The following is a 25,124-nucleotide window of genomic DNA, read 5'->3' on the forward strand; positions in this document are numbered from 1 at the left end:
GACAGTTACGTCGATCCGGTGTGCTGAGCCCTGCGATCCGAGGATATCCAGAGATGCTGCCCGGAGCATTCGGATCGCCCACCCGATTCGATCAAAAACGCACTGGGTCGGTCTACGCCAGGAAGACGTGGCGTGGCCGGTCGACCAGCACGTCACGGCCCCAGTCGACGGTGTCGCTGAAGGCGTCGCTCCGGAAGAACTCCATGCAGTCGTCTTTCGAGTCCCACCTGCTAGCGATGAACATGTCACAGTCGTCCTCGACGTTCGCATAGAGGTCCGTCTGGCGGTGGCCCTCCATCTCTGCGAGCAGGTCGCCGACGGTATCGAACTTCTCGACGAAGTCCTCTTTGTAGTCCGGCTTTACGGTGTAGAACATCCCCATCGTCCCGAACGTCTCGGCATCGTCGCCAGCCTGCCGGACGATTTCGGGGAGGTCGGAAAGGTAGTCGCTCGCGGTATCGGCCGCGTCTTCGGTCTCCCAGATGCTGACGACCGCCGGGTTCACGCCCTCGCTGGTGTAGACTGCCGTCTTGATGTGCGTGTCGTAGCGGTCGAAGCCGTCGCTCAGGCTCTGGACTTCCTCGCGGAGTTCATCGACGCCGGCCGCGGAGTAAAGCACCAGCGCATAGACGTCCTCGCCGTGGGGCTGTCCGGCGTAGATGCCGTGGTCATCGAGTTCGTCGCGGATGCCGGCGGCGTTCTCGTCGTCAGCCTCCCCGGTCTCGCCGTGGTCGTCTCCCTCACTGGCCTCGCCGATCTGGTGGAACTCGTTTTCGCTCCCGTCGAGAGTACCCTGCAGATAGCCGGTGGCGTCCGGTAGCTCTTCGAGGAAGCCGCTGGCGATGCCGGCGGCCCGATCGGTCTCCCAGCCGCTGACGACGGCCGTCTCCTCGCCATCATCCACGACCTCGGTGCCGAGATGCGAGTCGTAATGCTCGAAGTTACTGCGAAGGCCGTCGACCTCCGACTGGATCTCGTCGGTCGGTGCGTCCGAGTAGACGACCAGTACGGTACCCTCCGATTCGTCGAAGGTGACGCCGAGTCGGTCGAGTTCGGCGGGCAGGTGGTCGTCAGTCGACCCGTTGGCATGGTCCGTCTCGGCATCCTCGGGGGTCGCGGCCCGGTCGTCGCTCACTGCAGTCTCGCCGTCGTCGTCCACGCTTACGGGCTCTCCGGCCAGTACGGCGTCGAGGTCGGCCGGGCTGAACCGCCGCCCAGAGTAGAACTGGCCGAACTCGGCGTACCGCGAGGTGGAGGGGTCGAAACGCATCTCGTAGAGCAGGTCCTTGACGTCCGTCGGATCGTCGGCAAACAGCGTGACGCCCCACTCGAAGTCGTCGAGGCCGACGCTGCCGGAGATGATCTGGCTCACTTTGCCCGCGTAACTGCGGCCGATGTCGCCGTGGCCGGACATCAGCTCCGAACGGTCCTCGAAGGACAGATCGTACCAGTTGTACTCCGGATCGCGGCGTTTGTCCATCGGATAGAAACTGACGAACTCGGCGTCCGGCAGGTCCGGGTGCAGACGCGACTGAATGTAGTTTTTGATGCCCGGATCGGCCTCCTGGTCGGGGTCGAAGTACGCCTCCGCGCCGGTGTAGCCGGAGGCCTCCGTGACGGAGAGATACGAGCCAGTGTGCTCGGTAAAGCGGGCGAATGCCGTCGACTCGAACGTGCGCTCCAGAGTGTCGAGGTCGGCCAGTGTCGGGCGCAGATGGAGCAGCATGAGGTCGGCCTCGTGGCCGAGAATAGTGAACACTGCCGAGGCTCCCTCGTCGGCGTCGTCGACGGCTTCTGCCGCTTCCAGATACTCGATGCCCGCTTCGAGTGCGCGGTCGCGCTCGCCCGGCGCGGCCTCGTTCCAGGCGTCCCAGTCGATCGTCCGCAGATCGTGCAGTACGTACCAGCCCTCGTCGGTCTGTGGCGGTTCTCGCGTGTCCATATGCGGGCGTTAGGACGGCGTCGTTAAGGGGTTTGCCAACCGTCGCCGTTTGGCGGTTGGCCCTCTGCATCGCTCCTCGCCGTCCGAGTCGGCGTCGACTTCGCCGGGCGATCTGCCCGTGGGTTGAAGCCCTCCGCGCCGATAGTACGGCTCATGTCGCGGCTCGAGGATCCACTACAAATCGGCGACCTCACCGTCCCGAACCGGCTGTACCGAGCGCCCTTGCTCGAATGTGCGGGCAACGGTCCCGATGCCGTCGAAACGCTGATCGCGGATCTCGAACCCGGCGCGGCCTCGGGTCTCGGCCTGCTCTGTCAGGGAGCGACTATCGTCCGGCCGGAGGGGGGGTGTGCCGCGCCGGGGATGACCCGGGTCCACGACCCGGCGTTCGTCGACGACCTCTCCGCGCTCACCGAGCGGATCCACGACCACGGCGCGACCATCGCCATCCAGCTAGAGTACGGCGGTCTGCGGAGCATGGAGACCTGGCACGCGGGCTACCGGGCCGCCAACCCGGACCTCACCCAACTGGCCGTCTCGCGGCCGCCCTGGCAACTCCGCGCGCTCGACCGGCTGGGCGTGGTCGCTTACGACCCCGATCTGATGACGACCGAGCAGGTCTACGACCTCGCGGCGGACTTCGGCCGTTCGGCCGGCTACGCGGTCGATGCCGGCTACGATGCGATCCATCTCGCCGGTGCGAACATGGGGATCATCCAGCAATTCCTCTCGCCGTTTTACAACCGGCGGGACGACGAGTTCGGTGGCTCGCTCGCCGCGCGGACGCGCTTTCTCGAACTCGTCTACGACGAGATCCGCGAGCGCGCCGGAGACGTGCCGATTCTCACCAAAGTCCCGGCCGAGACCGCCGCGCCCCGCGCGGTCCGCCGCCATCTCTCGCTCGACGACGGCGTCGATATCGCGGCCCGCCTCGACGCCATCGGCTTCGACGCGTTCGTCCCCGTCGTCACGTCGACGTTCTGGGACATGAGCATCGTCCGCGGGGAGTATCCCGACCGCGCGTGGGGGATGGAGGGGTTCCAGGACGGCTACGCCGAGGCGTTCGGAAGCCGGTATCGGGCCCGCGCCGTCGCCGCGCTCAATCGCTTGCAGGCCCGCCGCTTCGAGTTCGAACCGGCCTGGAACGAGACGTTCTGCCGGCGCGTCCGCGAGCGTGTCGACAGCCCCGTCCTCGCCGAGGGGGGTATCCGCGAGCGCGGACAGATGGATCGGTTGCTCGGCGCGAACGGGGGCCAACCAGCCTGTGACGCCGTCGGGATGGCCCGCCCGTTTTACGCCGAACCGCGACTCGCTGCGCGTCTGCTCGACGCCGATGCGTCCTCGCGCGTACTCTGTGAGAGCTGTAACAACTGCACCGTTCCGCAGGCCACCGGCGCGCCCGGCGTCTGCCGGACGCCCGAGATACTGCGGCGACACGGCGAGTTACAGCAGCAAGGGGCCTACGAGCGCGAGGAGTCGTAGCGTTCGACTCCGGGAGAGAAGGTTTCCGTCTCCGCCGGAAAGCGACAGCTATGCGAGTCAGCGTCATCGGCGGCGGGACGGTCGAAGATGCGGAGTACGAGACGGCCAGACGGCTCGGGAGAGTCATCGCCAAGCGGGGACACACGGTCGTCTGTGGCGGCCTGGGTGGCGTCATGGAGGCGGCCTGTCGCGGCGCACACGACGAGGGCGGCGAGACCATCGGGATCCTGCCGGGCGAGGACCGCGGGGAAGCCAACCAGTACGTCACGACGCCGATTGCGACGGGGCTGGGGAACGCCCGAAACGTCCTGGTCGTCCTGAACGGTGACGCCGCGGTCGCGGTCGACGGGAGCACGGGGACGCTCTCGGAGATCGCCCACGCGCTGGATACGGGGCGGCCAGTCGCGGGACTCGACACGCACGACGTCGACGGCGTCGAGGCAGTCGAGACGCCCGCGGAAGCGGTCGATCACGTCGAGTTGGCGGGTCGGTAATCCCAGCGCGTAAATCCCGGCCACGCCAACGGTCACTCCATGCGAGCCTACCGGATCGCCTACGATGGCCGGCCCTACTACGGCTTTCAACGCCAGCCTGACGTGCCGACCGTCGAGGACGACCTCTTCGACGCCCTGCGCACGCTCGACGCCTTCTCGGGCGAGAAACCGCCGGGATACGCCGCGGCCGGGCGCACCGACGCGGGCGTCTCTGCGCTCGCCCAGACCATCGCGTTCGAGGCTCCCGGTTGGCTCTCCCCGAGAGCGTTCAACAGCGAACTCCCGGCCGAGGTCCGGGCGTGGGCGAGTGCGTCGACCCCCGAGGGGTTTCACGCCACTCATCACGCGACAGAGCGCCGCTACACCTACCATCTGCACGCGCCCGAGTCCGACGTCGAGATGGCACGGGACGCTCTCGACGCCCTCTCGGGCCGGCACGACTTCCACAACCTGACGCCCGACGCGGACGGCACGGTCCGCGACCTCGACACCGAACTCACCGTCGACGGCCCCTTCGTCGTCCTCACGCTCACTGCAAGCGGCTTCTGCCGACAACTCGTCCGCCGGGTCGTCTCGCTCGTCGCGTCCGTGGCGGCCGGCGAGCGCCCGCTTTCGGACGTCGAACGCGTGCTCGACGAGGAGCCGCTCGATGGCCCTGACGGCGTCGCGCCCGCACCGGCCCAGGCGCTGGTGCTCACAGACGTCTCGTACGCGGGGAGCGAGGCGGTCCCGGACGGCCTCTCTCTCGACGTCGACGCCGATGCGGTCGAGAGCGCCCGGACGGTGTTCGAGGCGACCCGCATCGAACAGGCCACCGGAGCGCGCGTCGCCGGCCACCTCGCAAGCGGGGTCGGGTCGGCGCCCGACGGTGGCGAGAGTCGAGGCGGGCCACAGTAACGCCGGAGGGGAACGTCTTAGTGACCCCGCGCCCTCGGCCGGGGCATGGACCGCTCTCCCGAGGAGTTCGGCCGGTACTGGCGCGGGTCGCTCCGGATCACGGCGGGCGTGCTGGCCGCAATGGGCGGCTATCGGCTGGCCCAGCCACTCTTTCTCGATCCGGGCCTCGGGACGACGCTGTTCGGCTGGCTGCTGTTCTCGCTCGTGCTCGCCGTCGCGACGTATCTCGCCGTTCTCGGGCTGGCGCGAGTTATCGAGACGGCGGCGGGGACGAGGCGCTGAACCGATCTGAAAGCCCCGATTCGGCAACAGGATTTTGCCCTCCCACACCGAACTACGGGCCAGAATGAGTTCCGTACCGGAGCGCTCGGAGATCGATGCAGAGTACAAGTGGGATCTGGAGAGCATCTATACGACCGACGAGGACTGGGAGGAAGCCTACGAGGAAGTCGAAGAGCGCGTCGACGAACTGGCGAGCTACGAGGGTGAGGCCACCGAGGACGGGGAGACGTTACTCGAGTTTCTGGAACTGTACGAGTCGGTGATGCGGGCGGTTCAGCAGATCGCCGCGTACGCCCGAATGCGCCGCGACGAGGACACCCGGGATCAGGAGTATCAGGCGATGACGACTCGCTCGCAGTCCCTTGCGGCCGACGCGTCGAGCGCGTCGAGCTTTCTCGAACCCGAACTCCAGTCGCTCGACGACGACGAACTCGATGCCCTGCTGGAGTCCGAACCCGATCTGGAGGTCTACGAGCACTACGTCGACGACGTGGTGCGGATGCGCGAGCACACCCGCTCGGCCGAGATCGAGGGACTGCTCGCCGATCTCTCCGAGGTCACCGGCGCGTCCGGCGAGATCTACAACATCCTCACGAACGCCGATGTGGAGTTCCCGACCGTCGAAGATCCCGAGGGGGAGGCCGTCGAAATCTCGCTGGCGAACTTCACGAACCTGCAGAAAGACCCCGACCGCGCGTTCCGTCGGGAGGTCTACGAGCAGTTCTACGACGAGTGGGAGGGGATCCGCAATACGGTGGCGACGTCCTACCGCAACAGCGTGAAAGCCGACGTGAAACTGGCTCGCGCACGCAACTACGAGACTGCCCGCGAGGCGGCGATGAACGGCCCGAACGTTCCGGTCGACGTGTACGACAACCTCGTCGACACCGTCCGCGAGAACCTCGACAAACTCCACCGCCACGCCGACCTCAAACGTCGCGCGCTGGACGTCGACGAACTCCAGATGTGGGATCTGTACATGCCGATGACGGAAACAGAGAGCCCAACGCTGGAGTACGAAGACGCCCGCGAGCACGTCGTCGAGGCACTCGGCGCGCTGGGCGAGGAGTACCAGTCCCGCGTCGCGGAGGGGCTCGACTCGCGCTGGGTCGACGTCTACGAGAACCGCGGGAAACAGAGCGGTGCCTACTCGGGCGGCACCTACGACACCCAGCCGTTCATCCTGATGAACTATCAGGACGACGTCTCCTCGATGTTCACGCTGGCCCACGAACTCGGCCACTCGATGCACTCGCAGTTTACCAGCGAGAACCAGCCCTACGTCTACAGTAGCTACGAGATCTTTACTGCGGAAGTGGCGAGCACGGTCAACGAGTCACTGCTCACCCGCCACCTGCTCGATACGGTCGAGGACCCGCAGTTCCGTCGACATATCCTCAACGAGTATCTCGAACGGTTCCGCTCGACGCTGTACCGACAGACCATGTTCGCCGACTTCGAGCATCAGGCCCACGAGATCGTCGAGGACGGCGGCGCGCTCACCCCCGACCGACTCGACAGCCTGTACGGCGACCTCAAAGCGGAGTTCTACGAGCCAGCGGCGATCGACGATCGGATCGGCCGCGAGTGGATGCGGATCCCCCACTTCTACCGGGCGTACTACGTCTACCAGTACAGTACGGGCATCAGCGCGGCCGTCGCGCTCGCCAACGACATCCTCGAGGAGGGTCAGCCAGCGGTCGACCGGTATCACGGGTTCCTCGAACGTGGCTCCCGGGAGTACCCGCTCGAACTGCTCGCCGATGCTGGCGTCGACATGTCCTCATCCGAACCGATCGAGGCGGCGCTCTCGACCTACGACGAGCATCTCGACGAGTTCGAGGCGCTGCTCTAGGACTCCACCGAGAGGCGAACCGTTTCGGCCTCGAAGTCCTCGATGAACGCCCCGCTACCGCCCACGGAGACGGGTTCGCCGTCGGCGTCGACGGTGAACGCGCTCTCGACCGGGAAGGAGTTTGTCGCCGGTTTGACCAGTCCCTGGCGCACCGAGACCACCTCCCCCTCCAGCGTTTCGAGTCCGTCCTCCGAACTCACCGTCCGGCCTTTGACCGTTGCCGTGAGTTCTTCGCCCTGATTCATCCGGAGTGCGGCCTGCAGAACGGCGTGGCGGAAGCTCGTGAACGTCCGCGGGAGTTCGGTCTCTTGGCCCACGTAGAGCTCCTTGGCGATCGGCCAGTAGTTGCCGAGGAAGGAGCCGACGATGACCGGCACCAACTGGCGCTGGACGAGCGAGATGGCGTTGGCGTCGCTGTTCGACGCCGTCAGCATCTCGTTGGGCGCGATCAGCCCGAACTGCGCGTCGACGGTGATGATCGCGGGTGCACGCGCCTGCCAGGACCGCACCGCGCTGGCAACGCCGTCGAGCTCTTCGACCGGCGTCTCCTCGGCTTCGGGACCGCTCAGCAGGAGCAACACCATCACGTTGCGGTCGACCGTCTCGACGAGTTTGGATCGGAGTGCCGAGAGCAGCGACGGCGGGAGGATCAGCGTCACCTCCTCCTCAGCGCGTTCGAGTAGCGTCTCGATCCGTTTCAGCACGGTCGAGCGCGATTTGATCACCTCGAACTGCTTGATGTCCTCTTCAGTGCTCGTGAACCGCTGTTCGAGTTCGGGCTCCATCGTCTCCAGCGTCCCCGAGAGCTTCTCGATAACGTCCTCTGGCGGGACTGCTCGTATCTTCGTCGGTACTTCGTGGTCTTTCACTTCGACGAACCCGCGTTCGTCGAGCTCTTCGCTGATACTGTAGACGTATCGCTTCGAGACGTCCGCTTCGGCAGCGATCTCGCTCGCCTTCGCCTCACCGCGTTCGAGGATCGCGAGATACGTATCTATCTCCTTTTCGGACAGACCGAACTGTTCCAACAGATCTCCGAGGCCCCTCTCATCCATATTAACTGTGAAGTGTTTGCTCATCAATCAACTTAAAGATGTGAGCCTCGCTCGAACGGCCGAACACTCCCGCTCTGCCCGGCAGTCTGGCCAGCGTTTAGTCAGTTCGTCGACAGACGACGGCGTCTTCGACCCGGACCCGTGTACCGGTCTCGGACGCCGAGACCGCCTCGTGGGGCACGGCGACGTCCTCGTCGGTGAGTAGATCGGTCGACTCGACGCCCGGGAGTTCCACGATAGCCGGCTTCGTTCCGAAGTTGAGGACGACGGTGAGGGCGTCAGTGTCTGTTTCGGGACTGCCAGCGTCCACGCCTGCCTCGCGGCCGAAAGCCACCACTCGGTCGGTCGGCCCCTCGACGACATCCCACGACACCCGCGTCAGGTCGCCCTCACGAAGTGCGCGTTCGTCGTTTCGTGTTCGGAGTAGCGACCGGTGGAACGCAGTCAGCGCGTCGTCGCCGTCGACCCACGCCATCGGATCACGCCGCCCCGCCATCCCGCGCTCCTGGCCGTAGTAGAGCATCGGGACGCCCGGGAACGTCAGGGTCGCGGCCGCGGCCGCACGAAGCCCAGCCTCCCCACACTGGGCGATGTAGCGGTCCTCGTCGTGGTTCTCGACGTAGCGCATCTGGAGGGCGTGATCGGGAAAGCCGATATCCGCGATCCGATCCGGGACGTCGAGCAGTGACCCCGCGGGCGCGTCGCCGCGGCCCACGTCGAGCAACTGCTGGTACAGCGTCGTGTCGTAATGCAGGTCGAACTCCTGCTCGTGGTACTCGGGTTCGTGGGGAATCTTCTCGTCGAGCAGGAGGAACTCGGAGTCTTCTTCTTTCACTCGCTCGCGGACCTCCCGCCAGAAGCCGTGGGGAACGCCCCAGGCCACGTCCGTCCGGAAGCCGTCGACGAGCGGGGCCCACTCGTCGACCACGTCGAGCAGGTGGCGACGAACGGCCAGCGACTCGAAGTTGAGGTTCGGGATCGACGACCAGTTGAAGTAATGAGCCGCCTCGCCGTCCTCCCAGTCGTACCACTCGCGGTACTCGTCGACGCCCGCGGCGCTCAGCTGGAAGTGCGGGTGATCGGCCCCGGTGTGGTTGATGACGAGGTCGAAGACGACGCGGATCCCGCGCTCGTGACAGGCATCGACCAGCGCCGCGAACTCCTCGCGGCGTCCCAGGTCGCTCGCGGTATCGAAGTAATCGGTGATATGGTAGCCGTGGTGGGTTGGGCCTTCCAACACCGGCGTCAACCAGAGGCAGTCGACGCCAAGCCAGTCGAGGTACGGGAGTCTGTCCTCGATCTGCTCGAAGGTAGTGTCGAGTCGTCCACCGGCGAACTCCCGGACGAAAATCTCGTAGATCGTCGACGACCGGGCCCACTCCGGCGGATCGTTCGGCCGCGCCACGCTCCCCTCGTCCGTATCGATCCGCACGCAGTCGGCGACGCCGTGGCGCTCTGCGACCGGAATCGCGTGAACCCGTAGCTCCCCATCGATGGCCGACCGTGGGATGCGTGCCTCGTGGCCCTCGACCGAGAGCGACTCGCGGTCGACATCGTCCCGGTCGTCCAGGTAGAACTCGACTGTCACGTCACCGTCGCCGTAGTCGTCGGACGGCGGCGCGCGCGCCGTCGCGGTGATGACTGCCTCGTTGCCGTCGAGTTCGGCGTCGAGACGCACCTGCGGACGGCCCGGCCCCGGCACGGTAAGTTTGTCCCGGACCGCCCGGACATCGCCCTCGAGTTCGCCAAAGAAGTGCATATGATCGCCCGGCGGAAGTTCGGTCTCGTAGACGTAGCTGTCACCGTCGAGCCGAGGGCGGTCGGGGCCGACCATGTGGTCGTTGAACGGCCCGTGGATCACGAGGTCCGCATCGTCATCGGGGGAAACGGGCGCCTCCTCGATCGGAAGCTCGAACCTGGCGGGCCGTCTGTCGTCCTCGAAGACGCGGACCGTCTGTGTCCGCGTGCCGGGAGTTGCCAACGAGAGTTCGTAGACGCCGGCGACGTCCGGTTCGAACGCCACGACCGGCGTCTCACCGACGGTCGCGATGCTCCCGTCCGGCGCGCGCTCGATAGTCCACCCATACTGCTCGTCCGGCTGGGGATCCCGTGGCGCGAGTTGAATCGCCGTTCCGACCGTGGTCGTTCGTGGCGGTCCGCTGGTCATGTGCTGGCGGTATCACTCGACCTACCTAAATTGATCGTGATGGGGACGATGCGCCGGAGTAGGGCCATTAAAACTGTTAAAACCTCGTGTACGGGCCGTTTAGGAGCTGCATATGTGAATTACTTTTTCAACAATGTTTATATTTGTGGGTGGCTTTTGATCCAGCAATGAAACTCCGGACTGCGCTTCGGGATTACAAACAGACACTCGGCAGCGAGACAGAGTTTCCGGGTGAACGCCGATCGACGACGGGAATGTTTTCGGGTATCGACGGACGACTGGTACACGTCGATCCTGACGGCTCACTTCGTGACTTCTCCTATCCACTGACCGGACTCGCGGGGATCGAATCCCTCCAGTTCGGGCTCTATGCCGACGACGAAATCACCTGGTTCGACGAGTTCGAGACGCGTCGACAGGAGTACGCGGCGGATACCGCAGTCGTCGAAACCGAGCATACCGACGGAACCGTGACGATCGTTCAGCGGGATCTGACGCTCGATAGCGCGCACGTTACCAACGTCGAGGCACAGGGAGTCGAGGATGGCGAACTCTGTATCTCGGTGACGTTTGCGCCCGAGACGGCCGCCTCCCGGGTCGGCCAACTCGCTCATCAGGACGCCCTCGAAGTCTATCACCGCCGCGAGCATGACTACCTCGCGGCCTCGACCGACTTCGGAACGTTGCTCGGACAGGTCCCCGAGGGGATCGAAGAGGTGCTCGACAGCGCAGGGCCAGTCGAGTTCCCCCGAGCAGTCGACGGCGGCCGGTACGAGCAGAATAAACTCGGCGGGACTGCCTTCGCCACCGTGCCGTTCGACGACTCCGGATCGGTCACCGTCGTCTCGCTACTGACCGAGATAGCCGAGACGAGCCAGCACGCCGCTCTCGACGAAGTGACCGCCCTCGCCGAGCAGTATGCGGCGGCCGACTCCGTGCTCGAGGCGGGCGAGGCACAGATGCCCGACTGGACGTCCGGACTCGATGACGAGACCGGATCGACCGACGACCTACGAGTGCTCTCTCTGCTCTCGGCGAACACCGGCGCACGCATCGCAGGGCCGGATTTCGATCCGACCTACACCTACTCGGGCGGCTACGGCTACACCTGGTTCCGCGACGACGCCGAAATCTCCCGCTTCCTGCTGGAGACCGACCAGCGGACCGACCTGGATCTCTCCGCCTGGCACGAGGCCAGCGCGCAGTTCTACGCTGACACCCAGCGTCCGGACGGGACGTGGCCCCACCGCGTCTGGCCGTCCGACGGTTCGCTCGCGCCAGGCTGGGCCCACGGACGGATCGAGGCTGGCGAGAACCGCGACAGCACCGCGGCCACCGCCGACCGCGGGGAGGGCACCGACTATCAGGCCGACCAGACCGGTAGCGTCGCTGCCTTCCTCGGGACGTATCTCCGCATCGGCGACCCGGAGGATCCCGAGGCAATCGAGTCGGTGCTCGCGGACGCAGTCGAGGGGCTCGACGACACCCTCGAAGGGACCGGCCTCCCCCAGACCGCACAGAACGCGTGGGAGAACATGACCGGCCAGTTCGCTCACACCGCGGCGACGTTTCTCCACGCCTACGCCGCCGTTGCTCGCTCGCCCGTCAAAGACGAACTGGCGGATCACGCGGCCGAGCAGGCCGACGCGGTGTACGACGGAATCGACGACCTCTGGATGCCCGACCGCGGGGCCTACGCGATCCGTCTCGAAGACGGCGAACTCGACGAGCGACTGGACTCTAGCGCCCTGGCCCTCGCCGGGGCCCACCACGATTACGCGGCGGTCGGGCAGGTCGACGATCAACGCCTCGACCGCCTCGTCTCGCATCTCTCGACGACGATTGAAGGGCTCTATCGGGACCCCGAAGGGAGCGATGTCCGCGGCCTCATCCGGTTCGAGGGCGACGAATGGCGGATGCGCGAGCAGTCCCACGAGAAGATCTGGACGGTCTCGACCGCCTGGGGCGCGAACTCTGCGACCAAGCTCGCGCGACTGCTGGACGAGCACGACCGCGCGGCAGCCTCCGAGATGGCCGACTGTGCGCTGGATCTCATGACGACGATCCGCCCGGGTGGCTCGCTCTGTCTCGACTCCACGTATCTCCCCGAGCAGGTGTTCGACGACGGGACGCCCGACAGTGCAACGCCGCTCGGGTGGCCTCACGCGCTTCGACTCGCGACCGAGACCGAACTCGCCGCCATGGAACTGAACGAGGCTCAGCAGACAATGGCCGCGGACGACTGACTCGGCCCCCGTCGTGCGTGGCGCAGTCGTGCACATTCTCGAACTGCCTGCAGATCAAAAGCCGATCTTACGTTCGTACTGTGGTTGTGACTCGGGATTTATACTGGCAAACCGATAGCAAGTACTGTGTGTGCGAGCCGTTCACCTGGCAAAAAACGGCAGAAAACAGTGGGTTAGATCCCCGATCAGTCGAGTGCTGACTTAGGCCGCAGTAGCCTTCTCCTTCTGTTCGTCGGTGGCGAGGACGTCGAGACCATTGTCGGGTGAGAACAGATGGATGTGATCCTCTTTGAACGTAATCTCGATCTGATCGCCCATCTCCGGTTCGAAGTCGGCCTCGACGCGTGCGATGAAGTCATCGCCGATATCGAGATGGAGATAGTTGTCCGAGCCGATCGGTTCGACGACTTCGACGGTAGTGGTAACTGACTGATCGCCTGCTGACTGGGTCGGTTTGACGCTCTCCGGGCGGATGCCGAGCCTGAACCGCTGTCCGCTGAGGCTGCTGTTGAGGTCGCCGGCGTACTCGCCCGAGAGTTTGTACTGGAACGGGCCATTGATCTCGGAGAGCTGGATGCCGTCGCCCACTGCGGTGGCCTCGACATCGATGAAGTTCATGGATGGCGAGCCGATAAAGCCACCAACGAACTCGTTGATCGGGTTCTGGTAGACCTCCTTGGGCTGGCCGACCTGCTGGAGTTCGCCTTCGTTGAGAATGACGATTCGGTCACCCATGGTCATCGCTTCCTCCTGGTCGTGGGTGACGTAGACGGAGGTGACGCCGAGTTCGTCCTGGAGCCGCTGGATCTCGGTACGCATGGAGGTGCGGAGTTTGGCGTCGAGGTTGCTGAGCGGCTCGTCGAACAGGAACACTCCCGGTTCCCGCACGATACAGCGGCCAAGCGCGACGCGCTGTTTCTGGCCACCGGAGAGCTGGTCGGGCTTGTCGCCGAGCATGCTCTCGATACCCATCATCTCCGCGGCGTTACGGACGCGGTCGCGACGCTCTTCGGGTGAGAGGTCGGTACTCATCCGGAGACCGAACTCCATGTTCTCGAAGACGGTCTTGTGCGGATACAGTGCGTAGTTCTGGAACACCATTGCGACGTCCCGGTTCTTCGCGTGGAGATCGGTAACGTCATCGTCGCCGATATGGATCGTTCCGTCCGTGGCGGGCTCCAGCCCCGCGATCATGCGCAGGGTGGTGGTTTTACCACAGCCCGATGGTCCGACGACGGTGATGAACTCCCCGTCTTTGATGTTCAGGTCGAGGCCTTCTACGGCAACGACGGTCCCTTTATCGTACTCCTTCCGAAGGTTCCTCACTGTAATACTTGCCATTATTATTTGTGCCGGTGTGTGAACGTATAACTCTTACTCAAACGTCGTAAGATGTGACGAAATAGGTCATCCATGTTGGAAACGGATTTTTCGCCACGCTCATAACCCGCTATCCCTCGATACGGATTGCTGGCTGCCGTTTTAATCTTTTGATATCTTATTATGATTAGTAATATCTCCCCAATGCTTGTCTGTTCTTGGAACCTCCTCGTCCGGTCGTGATGGTTAACTGATCTTTACTGGAGAGCCGAATCCCAACTATTAAATAAAGGAAGTTATAATTCATCATTGATTCATCCATGGATATGGACCGACGAACGGTACTCAAAGGAGCGAGCGGAATCGTTGCGACAAGTGCACTCGCGGGCTGTCTCGGCGGTGACGAGGGATCTGCGGACGACATGAGTATGTGGTACGATCTCTCCGAGGGAGAGGAGCAGTCGCTGGACCAGTGGATCAGCACTTTCGAGGAGGAAAACGATAAGGTAATCTCCACCGAGGCTCAGGGCTCACTTCAGGATCGTATCGAGACGGCCGTCGCGTCGGGCGACGGACCCGAAATGTGGCCCTGGGCACACGACTGGGTAGGCTCCCACTGGAACCGTGGCTTCCTGACGGACGTCTCGGACGACCTCAGCATTAACGTCGAGGAGACGTTCTCGGATCCGGCCGTGGAAGCGATCCACCCGCCGGGAGAGGACGCCGTCGTCGGTCTGCCGGGTTCAGGCGAGACCATGACGATGTTCTACAACCCGGATCTCATCGACGAGCCGCCGGAGACCTACTCCGAGATGGTCTCCATTGCCGAGGAGCATCACAACCCACAGAACGGCCAGTACGGGTTCACGCAGGATATCAACGTATACACGTTCAGCTACGCGCTTCAGGCATTCGGGTCCCGCGTTCTCGAAGTCGACGAGAACGGCGAGGCCAATCTCGGCCTCGAAGAGGACGGTATGATCCGGGGAATGGAACTCGCCCGCGAGCTGTATCAGTACATGCCGGCCGATACCACGTACGAATCACAGATCCCGCCGTTCGTGAACGGCAACGCGCCGCTTCACTTCAACGGTCCCTGGGCTGTCGGTGACTTCAACAACCAGGGAGCTAGCTTCGAGATTGCAGAGCTTCCGTCCGTCGAGGGCGGCGAGTTCACCCCGTTCAACGGGATCGACGTCTGGTTCTTCTCGGATATTGTGTCCGAGAACGAGGATCGAAAGGCCACGGCGATCGAGTTCGCCGAATGGTTCACCACGAACGAGGAGGTCGTCAAGCACTACGCCGAGGAACACTCCTACATTCCTGTGCTTGACTCCATCGATCAGGACGCCCTTCCGGCGCAAGTCGCCACGTTCAAGAGCGCCTTCGACCAGGGTATCCCGATGCCGATCGACGCCCGCATGAACCAGGTCTGGGGCCCGCTTGAGGACGCAATGACGGAAGTCCTCACTGCGGATGGAGACATCGAGACCGAGTTCTCGGAGGCGGCCGACGCGATCCGAGACAGCTGGTCCGAATCCGAAGAGTAACCCTCAACACCACATTTCTTTATGAGTTTTTCCAGTGAAAACGCCGACCGGTCCTGGTTAGCACAGCGTCTGCCCTCGAAAGAGGATCAGGCGGGGCTGTTGGTCCTTCCAGGCTTGCTTGCCTACGGGATCTTCATGCTCTACCCGATCATGTACCTGGTCTTCCTCTCGTTCACCAACGCAGGCGGTGCGGAGGATCTGATCCGGGGCACGTACGACTTCATCGCGCTCAGTAACTACTCGCAACTCGTGCAGGACGGCCAGTTCTGGACATCGATGGGTGTCACCTGGCTGTTCGTCTTCGTCAGCGTCGTGCTGAAGATCATCTTCAGTGTCTCGCTGGCGCTTGTGTTCACACACGACCGTGTCCGCGGCAAGCGCTACATGCGAGCGCTGGCGATTATCCCACTGGGTCTACCGCCAGTCTTCACCATCACTGTCTGGCGACAGATGTTCAGTCCGGCCCGCTACGGTATCGCCAACGAGGTGTACATCAGCGTCGCCGGGTTCCTCGGCCGGAACCCCGAACCGATCGGCTTCTTCTTCGATCGGTGGCTGGCGTTCATGTCCTACGTCGTCACCGAACTGTGGCTGGCGTACGCGTTCATGCTGATCATCATCGTGAGCGCGCTGCAGGACGTCTCGGGCGAACTTCACGACGCGGCGAAAGTCGACGGCGCAGGCTATCTGCAGCGGTTCGTCCACGTGACACTGCCGGCGATCAAACGGCCGGTCTGGTTCGCGTCGATCCTGACGGGTGCGACCTCGTTCCAGCAGTTCCTCGTGCCCTTCATCTTCAACAACGGTGGCCCCTCGCGTACTAACGAGTTCATTCTGCTCTACGGCTACCGGGAAGCGTTCCAGTCGCCCCCACGAATGGGGATCGGTGCGGCGATCATGGTGATCGCCCTGATCTTCATCGGGGTCTTCATGTGGATCAACGTTAGAAAAGGTCAACTCGCGGAGGGACTCTCGGAACAATGAGCATGAGTAAAAACATCCTTGGTGATATCAAGGATGACGTGGTTCACGGCGCAAAGGCACCGATTAGGGCGGCGCGCGAACTCGTCGATACGGTGCGGGCGCTCCGCGACGGCCGGGCGTCCTATCGCGAAGTCGGACTGACCGCGGGCGCGACCCTCGGTGCAGTCTTGCTGCTGGTCGTGTTGCTGTTCCCGCTGTACTACATGATCAACGTAGCGCTGGCGGCTGGCACGGGCGCGGCGAGCCTGTACCAGGAGGGCTTTTTCGCCTCGCCGTCCGAGTGGAACCTCGGCGCGTTCGAGTGGCTGGTCCAGGAGTCCGGGTTCTTCTTTGACCCGTACCCCGGTTCCGCACCAACGGTCGGCTGGTGGGAAGGCTTCATGAGTTCGTATCTGGCCAACAGTATCCAGTTGGTCGTCCCGACAGTCGTGTTCTCGATGCTTCTGATCATCCCTGCCGCATACGCGTTCTCGCGGCGGGAGTTCATGGGACGGAAGCCGCTACTGTACGGCTACGTGCTGTTGACACAGGTTGGCGGCGGGATCTCGATTGCGGCGCTGATCGCGATCTACGTTGTGTTCAACCAGCTTGGGCTTCTGAATAGCTACCTCGCGGTTGCCGCGCTGTACGCGGCGGGAGCGATCCCGTTCAACACGTGGCTGCTGAAGACGTTCATGGACAACATCCCCGAATCCTACGAGGAGGCGGCGATCATGGACGGCGCCTCGCGGTGGCGCGTTGTCTGGGAGATCATCCTCCCGCTAGCGAAGCCAGGCCTCGCAGTCGTGTTCATCTTCGTCTTCCTGGCGGGCTGGAACGAGTTCATCCTGGCACAGATCCTGCTGAGCGCGGACAAACACCCGCTCTCGGTGGGGCTGTACTCCCTGGTCGACGAGTTCAGCACGCCATGGGGGCAGTTCTCGGCGTTCGCACTGATCTATGCGCTCCCGGTGGCGACGATCTACTTCTTCAGCCAGCGGTACGTCGAGAGCGGACTGTCCTTCGGCGGTATGGAAGGATAGACGGCTCGCTCTCTCGGTCCATTCCTTTTGCTGTCCGCGTACGGTTGTCGCAATCTCCGTGAAGGCGACGGCTCCAGCCCTTCGGTTCTGGACAGTGCTACCGGACCCAAAAGGCACTTTTAACGTGGGCGACAAACGTTCATACTAATGGCGCACAGCCCCTCTCTTCCGGATCGCCCCCGGCTCGATTTAGACCCCGACATGTCCGATTCCGAGCGTCTCGAGGCGTTACGGGAGCATTTCGTCGAAATACTGCAGGTGAACGATGAGCTGACGGAACAGCTCGACTCGGCCGACGAACGGCGCGAGGAACTCCGCACGGAAGCGGACCACCTCGAACGTGAGAACGAGGCGCTCAAGACGTCGTCGCTGTACATCGCGACGGTCGAAGAGCTCTCGGACGGCGAAGCGATCGTCAAACAGCACGGCAATAACCAGGAGGTTCTCACCGAACTCCCCCCGAGTATGGAGGACGACCTGGCCGCCGGCGACCGCGTCGCGGTCAACGACTCCTTCGGGATCCAGACGATCCTCGACGGCGAGACCGACGCGCGTGCACAGGCGATGGAGGTCGACGAGTCTCCCGACGTGACCTACGGCGACATCGGCGGCATCGACGAGCAGATCCGAGAGGTGCGCGAGGCCGTCGAGGAGCCGCTCATCAACCCCGAGAAGTTCCGCGAAGCCGGGATCGAGCCGCCGAGCGGCGTCCTGCTCTACGGTCCGCCGGGGACCGGCAAGACGATGCTCGCCAAAGCGGTGGCCAACGAGACCGACGCCACCTTCATCAAGATGGCTGGCTCCGAACTCGTCCGGAAGTTCATCGGCGAGGGCTCGCGACTGGTCCGTGATCTCTTCGAGCTGGCGACCGAGCGCGAACCCGCCATCATCTTTATCGACGAGATAGACTCCATCGCGGCCAAACGCACCGAATCGAAGACCTCCGGCGACGCCGAGGTCCAGCGGACGATGATGCAGCTCCTGAGCGAGATGGACGGCTTCGAGGCCCGCGGCGAGGTCCGGATTATCGCCGCGACGAACCGCTTCGACATGCTCGACCGGGCGATTCTGCGCCCCGGCCGGTTCGACCGCCTCATCGAGGTGCCCGAACCGGACTTCGAGGGCCGCGAGCAGATCCTGCAGATCCACACCCGTGGGATGAACCTTGCAGATGACGTCGACTTCACCGAACTGGCGGGCGACACCGAAGGCCACAGCGGTGCCGAGATGGCCAGCCTCGCGACGGAGGCGGGCATGTTCGCCATCCGCGAGGACCGTACGGAGGTCCGAATGGCGGACTTCGAGGCCGCTATCGACAAGCTTGCGGACGACGACGGCGCGGGCGAGGCTATCACGTCGCCGGGCTACGTCGACTACGCGTACTGACGCCCCCGCGTCGGGTCATCTCCCCCTGTTTCTGACTGCCTGATCGGCAACTGTCTGTTGCCCGTCTGGGACGCACGGGGAGGTACTCTACTCACATACGAACCTCTACGGAAGGCGAATCCGGACTATTTCATAACTACCGTTATACCGGCTTCGGTCGAATTTTACACCCCGTGGGGACTATCCGATGAAAGATGTAACTGAACCACTATCAGTCACAGTCTACGTTCGTCCCGCACAGCTACTGGATCCGATAGATGCAAAGATCGATACCGTCCAGCAGCTCGAATCGGCCGGGAAGGTCGATTCACTTTCGATACATGCGTGGCCCGACAAGATAACGCTCTCCGAAAAGACGCCGTACGCAGAGGCAATCGAGGAGTTCCGAAAGATGGAGGCCTGGGCCGACGAGCAAGACGTGAGCATTCGCCCGCCCTTCGACGTTCGCACCACCACGTCCTCGTTCACGAACGAGACGAAAACGATCCTTCGGACGCCGATCATGTGTCTCGCAGTGTACGCCGACAACCGGCTTGCAAACGTCTTCCCGCACTCGCGCAGTGAGGAACAGTACAGCGTCACTGACGCAATTGCGGCCCTCAGAACTGGCGATATCGATCTGTTCTCGTTCGATGCCGACCGCGCCACACAGGTACCGGAACGGTGTTCGGAGTGTGGCGCGCTGCTCACGAACGTTCAGGGGCTTGGGGTCTGTCACGACTGCGACCGGATCGAACTCGGTGGCCCCGCCGACGAGGAGGCAGCACGCCCTCAGCTCCTCTCCCAGGACTGAATCGTCGATAGCTCAAACGCGCGTTTCATTTATCAACGGCTTTAGAAGTAGTCGGCGTCTTGTCTCGGGTATGCAACGACGGAGACTGCTGTCAGTGGTCGGCTGTGCGCTGGCGACGACCGCTGGCTGTATCGAGGACCGTACCCCCGTCGGCGACGAAAACGGCGACCCCGAACCGGAGAACGGATCCGATGGCGATGAAGACGCTGTCGCGGGGGCACTCGCCGACTGGGATCTGGCAGTCGGCGTGGACAGTTCCGCCGAACCGGACGAGTATCCCAGTGTCGAGTTCGGCGAGGACGCCGTTACCGTCACCGGGCGGATGCTGATCGGCTCCAGTAGCTGTAAGACGATTGCCGCGACGACGGTCGACTACGACGCCGACGCGGCGCGTCTCGACGTGGTCCTCGAGGACGCCGAGGCCGAGGACGACTCGCCGGAGGACGAACCTCGCAACTGCACGGACGACATCTCGAGCGAGTCGTACGAACTCACCGCCCGGTTCGACGAGAGCGTCCCCGAGACCGTCCGGGCGGTCGAAGACCTCCGGGATGCGCGCCGCGAGATCATTGTCGGTCGTGACGGCGTTCGGGACCGATCCAGGGATGGACCCACCACCGTCGAGTCGCCGCCGGAGGGAATCGACGATACCTCCCTCGAGGTCGACCGTGGAAGCCTGGCGGCGGTCGGCGAGTCGCCCGAGATCAGCATCGAGGACGCGGTCACCATCGAAGGGACGCTCGTCGTCGGCTCAAGCAGTTGCAAGACGACTGGCGTCACTGACCTCTCCTACGACGCCGACGCTTCGGAACTCGATCTCACCGTGGAAGACGTCGAGGTCGATGACGCCGACGGGGCGTGTACTGCCGACGAGTCGGTCGACGACTACCGGCTGACGATCGAATTCGCCGGGAGCACTCCCACGACGGTCTCGATGACCGAGCGCGGCCGGGAGGGGACTCGCAGCGTCAGCGTCGCACAGAACAGTGTGAGCGAGGACGACGCCGGGCAGGGATCGTAACGCCTTATCGGCCCGGTCACCTCGTTCCGGTATGGACACGATTCGGATCGTCTGGGGCGTCGGTGACGGCCCCACCGAGATGGCGTCGTACGACGCCGCGCTGGCCGATGCCGGCGTTCACAACTACAATCTCGTCACCGTCTCCTCGATGATTCCCGCCGAGGCCGAAATCGAAGTCGCAGATACTGCGCCCTACCTCGGTCCGCCGGGCAACCGCCTGACGGTCGTCCAGGGTCGGGCGACCGCAACCGCGGGCGAGTCGATCAGCGCCGGCCTCGGCTGGGTGCGATCAGCCGAGGGACCGGGCCTGTTCTACGAGGCCGCGGACCGCGTCCCCGCCGAGATGACGAGCAAGCGCGTTCTCGACGGACTCGATGCGGGCCAGACGCTCCGCGACTGGACGTTCGGCGAGCCCGAAACGCGGGTCGTCGAGGCCGAGGCCGCCCACGAGGAGTATACGACCGTGCTCGTGCTGGCGACCTACGGCCACAGCGAGTCGATGCTGGAGTAACCCGTCAGCATCCGTCACGTCGAGACGACAGCTAAATACCGGTCGAATCACACGTTTTCCACAGATGTCTCTCCCCGCTCCGTCCAGACGAGTCCGGCTTACAGTCGCTCTCGGTGGGCTAGGGCTGGTTCTGCTGGCCCTGGTCGACGTCGTCGCTGCCTCGAACGTCGTCGCGGGACTGGAGGGCCAGCGCGGCGACGTCGCAGTGCCGACGTGGCTGTTCTTGCTCACGGGCGGGGCGGTGATTGCCGCCTCCGCGATGCTCTCGATGCTGATGACCGACCGGCAGTTCGTCGGCTCCTATCACACGTGGTCGAAACGCCCCATAGTTCCGTACAGTGACACGGTGCTCGCGGCTGTCGGCGCTGCCGGCGCGGTCCTCTCGGCGCTCGCGCTCGTCCTCGTCGTCTACACCGGCTTCACCGGGCCACCGTTCGGAAGCGCGAGTTTCGCCGTCCTGTTCGTCTTCGTCGGCATCCGGTCGGGGCTGACGATGGTCGCGTATCTCGTCGGCAACCCCTGGCCGACGATCAACCCCTGGCGGCGCGTCGCCGAACGATTGCCCAACGGGTTTGTCGAGTATCCCGACGTGGGCCAGTGGCCCGCGGTCGCTGCGTTGCTCGCCCTGATCTGGGTCGAGGTGATCGCCCCGGTCACCGAAGCGCCCGCGGTACTGGCGTGGGGTGTCCTCGGCTACAGCCTGTACACGCTGGCCGGTGCAGTGCTGTTCTCGCCCGAGACCTGGTTCCGGCATGCCGATCCGCTCTCGCTGTGGTTCCGCTTTTACGGTGCTGTCGGGCCGCTCCAGCGCGGCGAGGAGGGCTGGTCGCTGCGCCTGCCGGGCGCTCGGTTGGGCGAGTCGGAACTGCTCGCCGACCGCTCCGGCGTCGCCTTCGTCGTCCTGCTCGTCTGGGAACTGACGTTCAGCGGGCTGGTCGTCACTTCCCCGGGCGTCTCGACGGTCGAGTCGCTCGTCGAAGCGGGGGTACCACCGCTTGCGGCCTACCTACTCCTGCTCGTGGCAGGGTATGGACTCTTTCTCGGCCTGTACAGACTCGCGTCCCGCCTCGCGCGTCGCCGCGCGGAGACGTACCTGTCCGTCCGGACGCTCGGCCTTCGGTTCGCGCCGCCGCTGCTCGCCATCGCGGCGGGCTACCATCTCGCTCACTACTTCAATTTCTTTATCGCGCTGAGTCCGTCGCTGTGGACCGCGGTCACGAACCCCCTCTCACCGCCTGCCCCGCCCGCGTTCACTCAGGTCGTGCTTCCGGCGTGGGTCGACCTGCTCGAAGTCGCCTTCGTCCTCGCGGGGCACGTCCTCGCTGTCTGGGTCGCTCACGCGACGTCGTTCGACCTGTTCCCCGGCCGTCTCCAGGCGATCCGAAGCCAGATCCCCTTCGTCGCCGTGATGGTGCTGTACACGATGATTTCGCTCTGGCTGCTCTCGATGCCGACCGTCGAACTACCGTACGTTCAGGCGTGAGACCCGCCCTAGACTGCTTAACGACGGCGTATTCCGGAGACGGGCCCGGGACGAGATGAGAAAACTTATTCGGGGGCCACGCAGAGACACGGGCATATGAGACAGTTCGATGTACCGGAGATCGATTATGACCGGTACACGAATCGCCAACTGGCGGCCGTTCCGTTGGCCGTGTTGGCGGTCGCGCTTGCAGTCGTTATCGGTTGGTGGGTGTTTACCGGCGCACCCGCCACGTTAGGTATTGATTTCGCTGGTGGAACGGAACTTACAATCGAGACGACTGACGACCGGAGTACTATCGAGGGGGCGTTCAACGAAGAGGTAGAGAACATTAGAACGACGGGGACCTCCAATCAGTATATCCTGGAGTTCAGGTCCGACGATGCGGAGGGGATCGAACAACAGGCCGAAGCAGACCTGACCCCGGCTAACGGGAACGATGATGTCGTCCAGGAGGCGAGCACGTTCTCGGCTAGCTTCGGGGGCGACAATCAGCGGACAGCGCTGTACGGTATCGTCATCGCCTTCGTCGGGATGGGTACGCTGGCGTTCGCCCTGTTCCGGACGTTCGTTCCGAGCATCGCCATCGTCATCTCCGCCTTTTCGGACATCGTGATCCCGGTCGCAGTCATGAACGTGCTCGGGATACCGCTGTCGCTGGGAACCGTCGCTGGCCTGCTGATGCTGATCGGGTACAGCGTCGACTCGGACATCCTGTTGAACAACCACGTCCTGCGCCGGAGCGGCGACTTCTACGAGAGCACCTACCGCGCCATGCAGACCGGCGTGACGATGACCGTGACGTCGATGTCCGCGATGGCGGTCCTCACCGTCGTCGCCTACATCTTCGGGATCGGAATCCTGTGGCAGATTGGCCTCGTGCTCGTGGTCGGACTGCTGGCTGATCTGATGAACACGTACATGCTCAATCTGAGTCTACTTCGCTGGTACAAGTTCGAGGGGATCAACCGATGAGCGTGCGCGACAAGATCCGCAACAACTGGCGGGTCCTGATGCTCGCCTCGCTGATCGGGATATCGTGTTTCTTCCTGTTCGTCCCCGGGGCGGGTTTCGGCGACTCGCTCGGGGAGAGCGAACAGGGCGAGACGACCGCTAGCTGGTCGAACATCCAGTACGGTATCGAACTCTCCGGCGGTGCACGCGTTCGTGCGCCGGTGATCGGGATGACCGCCGAAGGCATTAGTATCGACGCCGGTGGGGGACAGACGACTTCGGAACTCAACGGCGAGGTCGAATCGGCGGTGCACGAGGAACTCGTCGCCAATAACGAGAGTCTAGACCTCGCACAGCGAGAAGTCTCTGCGAGCGTCAGCGGCGACAGCGTTCAGGACCGGACCGTCGAGGTGTTCCACCCGGACGTCAGCGAGGATGATCTGGTACTCGCAGTCGAGAACGCCGGCTATGCTGGCGAGGACACGGAAGTTAGAAACGGCGTAACGGCCGAAACGCGCCAGTCGATGATCGATATCCTCGACAGTCGGATGGGCGAGTCCGGCTTCGACGGTGGGACTGTTCGCCAGGACAACGCTGGCGGCCAGAACTACATCGTCGTGCAGTCGCCCGGGACGTCGACCGCCGAACTGCGCGAACTGATCCGCGATCAGAACCTCGTCGAAATCGTCGCTCACTACCCCGCCGACAACGAGGCGGGCTACGAGGAACAGGTCGTGCTCACACCCGAGGACATCAGGTCGGTGTCGACCATCGAAGAGGAACAGGCCGGTGGCCGGACCCAGTTTCGGGTTCCGGTCGTCGTGACGGACGACGCCGCGCCGGAGTACATGAATACGCTGGTCGAGACCGGGATCACGTCCGATCAGGGCGTCCAGGCAGGCTGTGCTCCGGTCGACCAGACCGACCCGCCGTACGGCTACTGTCAGTTGATCGACCTCGACGGGGAGACGATCAGCGGTCTCGGGATGCAGCCGGGTCTCGCCCAGCAGTTCAACGACGGGACGTGGGTGAACAACCCGACGTTCGTCGCGACGTCGCCGGACCGCCAGACTGCCGAGGACATCAAGGTCAGCCTGGAAGCCGGGAGCCTGCCGACGACGCTGGATCTCGACGAGGGGACCAGTCAGACCATCACCTCGGACCGGGCCAGTCAGTTCAAAAGCTACGCCCTGCTTGCCGGCGTGCTCGCCGTGCTGACGGTGGTGCTGATGGTGTTCCTCCGCTACGGTGATCCGCGTGTCGCCGCACCGATGTCGCTCACCGCGCTCTCTGAGGTGCTCCTCCTCCTCGGGTTCGCAGCAGCGATCCAGTTACCGCTCGACCTCTCTCACGTCGCCGGGTTTATCGCCGTCGTGGGGACCGGGGTGGACGACCTGATCATCATCGCCGACGAAGTGATGGCCGAGGGCGATGTCTCCTCCCAGCGCGTGTTCGATACCCGGTTCCGGAAAGCGTTCTGGGTCATCGGCGCGGCCGCCGCGACGACCATCATCGCGATGAGTCCGCTCGCGTTCCTCTCGCTTGGGGACCTGCGCGGCTTCGCGATCATCACCATCATCGGTGTGCTGATCGGGGTGTTCGTCACCCGCCCGGCCTACGGGAGCATCCTCCGACGGGTCAAGACGGAGCGGTAGCCGCCGCAGTCTACCTTCGGTTCTG

General features: G+C 63.9%; 20 protein-coding genes. 16 read left to right on the forward strand and 4 right to left on the reverse strand.

All coding sequences use genetic code 11. From position 1 onward, the window contains the following. Nucleotides 1–112 precede the first annotated feature (112 nt). Nucleotides 113–1,942 (reverse strand): heme-binding protein, encoded by a 1,830-nt coding sequence (locus tag ACFQL3_RS18125; protein WP_377056910.1) that lies wholly within the window; start codon nt 1,940–1,942, stop codon nt 113–115. A gap of 153 nt (nt 1,943–2,095) precedes the next feature. Between ACFQL3_RS18125 and ACFQL3_RS18130 the strand changes: the two genes are divergently transcribed. The 5 genes from ACFQL3_RS18130 to pepF all read left to right on the forward strand — a co-directional run bounded on the left by ACFQL3_RS18130 (nt 2,096) and on the right by pepF (nt 6,952). Then, the gene (locus tag ACFQL3_RS18130) at nt 2,096–3,424 is read left to right on the forward strand and encodes an NADH:flavin oxidoreductase (RefSeq protein ID WP_377056912.1); all 1,329 of its coding nucleotides are present in this window, start codon (nt 2,096–2,098) and stop codon (nt 3,422–3,424) included. 50 nt (nt 3,425–3,474) lie between these two features. Beyond that, nucleotides 3,475–3,918, forward strand: a complete 444-nt coding sequence (locus ACFQL3_RS18135) for a TIGR00725 family protein (RefSeq protein WP_377056915.1) — start codon at nt 3,475–3,477, stop codon at nt 3,916–3,918. Nucleotides 3,919–3,957: 39 nt separating this feature from the next. Further along, nucleotides 3,958–4,815 (forward strand): tRNA pseudouridine(38-40) synthase TruA, encoded by an 858-nt coding sequence (gene truA, locus ACFQL3_RS18140; RefSeq protein ID WP_377056917.1) that lies wholly within the window; start codon nt 3,958–3,960, stop codon nt 4,813–4,815. Between the two features lie 45 nt (nt 4,816–4,860). Continuing rightward, nucleotides 4,861–5,097, forward strand: a complete 237-nt coding sequence (locus ACFQL3_RS18145; RefSeq protein WP_377056919.1) for a hypothetical protein — start codon at nt 4,861–4,863, stop codon at nt 5,095–5,097. 64 nt (nt 5,098–5,161) lie between these two features. After that, complete coding sequence (pepF, locus tag ACFQL3_RS18150) at nt 5,162–6,952, forward strand: oligoendopeptidase F (RefSeq protein WP_377056921.1); 1,791 nt, start codon at nt 5,162–5,164, stop codon at nt 6,950–6,952. On the opposite strand, the gene ACFQL3_RS18155 is transcribed toward pepF, so the two are convergent. Then, a complete protein-coding gene (locus ACFQL3_RS18155) occupies nt 6,949–8,007 on the reverse strand; it encodes a TrmB family transcriptional regulator (RefSeq protein WP_377056923.1) in 1,059 nt (352 codons plus the stop codon). The two genes, pepF and ACFQL3_RS18155, sit on opposite strands and share 4 nt — an antisense overlap. Nucleotides 8,008–8,104: 97 nt before the next feature. Further along, the gene (locus ACFQL3_RS18160; protein WP_377056925.1) at nt 8,105–10,174 is read right to left on the reverse strand and encodes an alpha-amylase family glycosyl hydrolase; all 2,070 of its coding nucleotides are present in this window, start codon (nt 10,172–10,174) and stop codon (nt 8,105–8,107) included. A gap of 167 nt (nt 10,175–10,341) precedes the next feature. Between ACFQL3_RS18160 and ACFQL3_RS18165 the strand changes: the two genes are divergently transcribed. Next, a complete protein-coding gene (locus ACFQL3_RS18165) occupies nt 10,342–12,420 on the forward strand; it encodes a glucan 1,4-alpha-glucosidase (protein ID WP_377056927.1) in 2,079 nt (692 codons plus the stop codon). Nucleotides 12,421–12,621: 201 nt separating this feature from the next. On the opposite strand, the gene ACFQL3_RS18170 is transcribed toward ACFQL3_RS18165, so the two are convergent. After that, nucleotides 12,622–13,761 (reverse strand): ABC transporter ATP-binding protein, encoded by a 1,140-nt coding sequence (locus tag ACFQL3_RS18170; protein ID WP_377056929.1) that lies wholly within the window; start codon nt 13,759–13,761, stop codon nt 12,622–12,624. 305 nt (nt 13,762–14,066) lie between these two features. On the opposite strand from ACFQL3_RS18170, the gene ACFQL3_RS18175 reads away from it, so the two are divergent. The 10 genes from ACFQL3_RS18175 (at nt 14,067) to ACFQL3_RS18220 (ending at nt 25,099) form a co-directional block, all read left to right on the forward strand. Beyond that, on the forward strand, nt 14,067–15,290 hold the full coding sequence (locus tag ACFQL3_RS18175; RefSeq protein WP_377056931.1) for a sugar ABC transporter substrate-binding protein: 1,224 nt from the start codon (nt 14,067–14,069) through the stop codon (nt 15,288–15,290). A 21-nt stretch (nt 15,291–15,311) separates the two neighbouring features. Continuing rightward, the gene (locus tag ACFQL3_RS18180; RefSeq protein ID WP_377056933.1) at nt 15,312–16,274 is read left to right on the forward strand and encodes a carbohydrate ABC transporter permease; all 963 of its coding nucleotides are present in this window, start codon (nt 15,312–15,314) and stop codon (nt 16,272–16,274) included. Continuing rightward, complete coding sequence (locus tag ACFQL3_RS18185) at nt 16,271–17,296, forward strand: sugar ABC transporter permease (RefSeq protein WP_377056935.1); 1,026 nt, start codon at nt 16,271–16,273, stop codon at nt 17,294–17,296. Before ACFQL3_RS18180 ends, ACFQL3_RS18185 begins: the two co-directional genes overlap by 4 nt. Before the next feature lie 147 nt (nt 17,297–17,443). After that, nucleotides 17,444–18,682, forward strand: coding sequence for a proteasome-activating nucleotidase Pan2 (pan2, locus tag ACFQL3_RS18190; RefSeq protein ID WP_377056937.1), 1,239 nt, complete (start codon nt 17,444–17,446; stop codon nt 18,680–18,682). 187 nt (nt 18,683–18,869) lie between these two features. Next, entirely contained in the window at nt 18,870–19,475 is a 606-nt protein-coding gene (locus tag ACFQL3_RS18195) for an HTH domain-containing protein (RefSeq protein WP_377056939.1), read from the forward strand. 70 nt (nt 19,476–19,545) lie between these two features. Beyond that, nucleotides 19,546–20,496 (forward strand): hypothetical protein, encoded by a 951-nt coding sequence (locus ACFQL3_RS18200; RefSeq protein WP_377056941.1) that lies wholly within the window; start codon nt 19,546–19,548, stop codon nt 20,494–20,496. A gap of 31 nt (nt 20,497–20,527) precedes the next feature. Then, the gene (locus tag ACFQL3_RS18205) at nt 20,528–21,007 is read left to right on the forward strand and encodes a pyruvoyl-dependent arginine decarboxylase (protein ID WP_377056943.1); all 480 of its coding nucleotides are present in this window, start codon (nt 20,528–20,530) and stop codon (nt 21,005–21,007) included. 64 nt (nt 21,008–21,071) lie between these two features. Next, nucleotides 21,072–22,490: a hypothetical protein gene (locus ACFQL3_RS18210; protein ID WP_377056945.1), complete on the forward strand. Its 1,419-nt coding sequence runs from the start codon at nt 21,072–21,074 to the stop codon at nt 22,488–22,490. A 96-nt stretch (nt 22,491–22,586) separates the two neighbouring features. Then, nucleotides 22,587–23,465: a protein translocase subunit SecF gene (gene secF / locus ACFQL3_RS18215; RefSeq protein WP_377056947.1), complete on the forward strand. Its 879-nt coding sequence runs from the start codon at nt 22,587–22,589 to the stop codon at nt 23,463–23,465. Continuing rightward, on the forward strand, nt 23,462–25,099 hold the full coding sequence (locus ACFQL3_RS18220; RefSeq protein ID WP_377056949.1) for a preprotein translocase subunit SecD: 1,638 nt from the start codon (nt 23,462–23,464) through the stop codon (nt 25,097–25,099). Before secF ends, ACFQL3_RS18220 begins: the two co-directional genes overlap by 4 nt. The last annotated feature ends 25 nt before the right edge of the window (nt 25,100–25,124 follow it).

Source organism: Natronoarchaeum sp. GCM10025321, from assembly GCF_042663585.1.
Taxonomy (GTDB): Archaea; Halobacteriota; Halobacteria; order Halobacteriales; family Natronoarchaeaceae; genus Natranaeroarchaeum.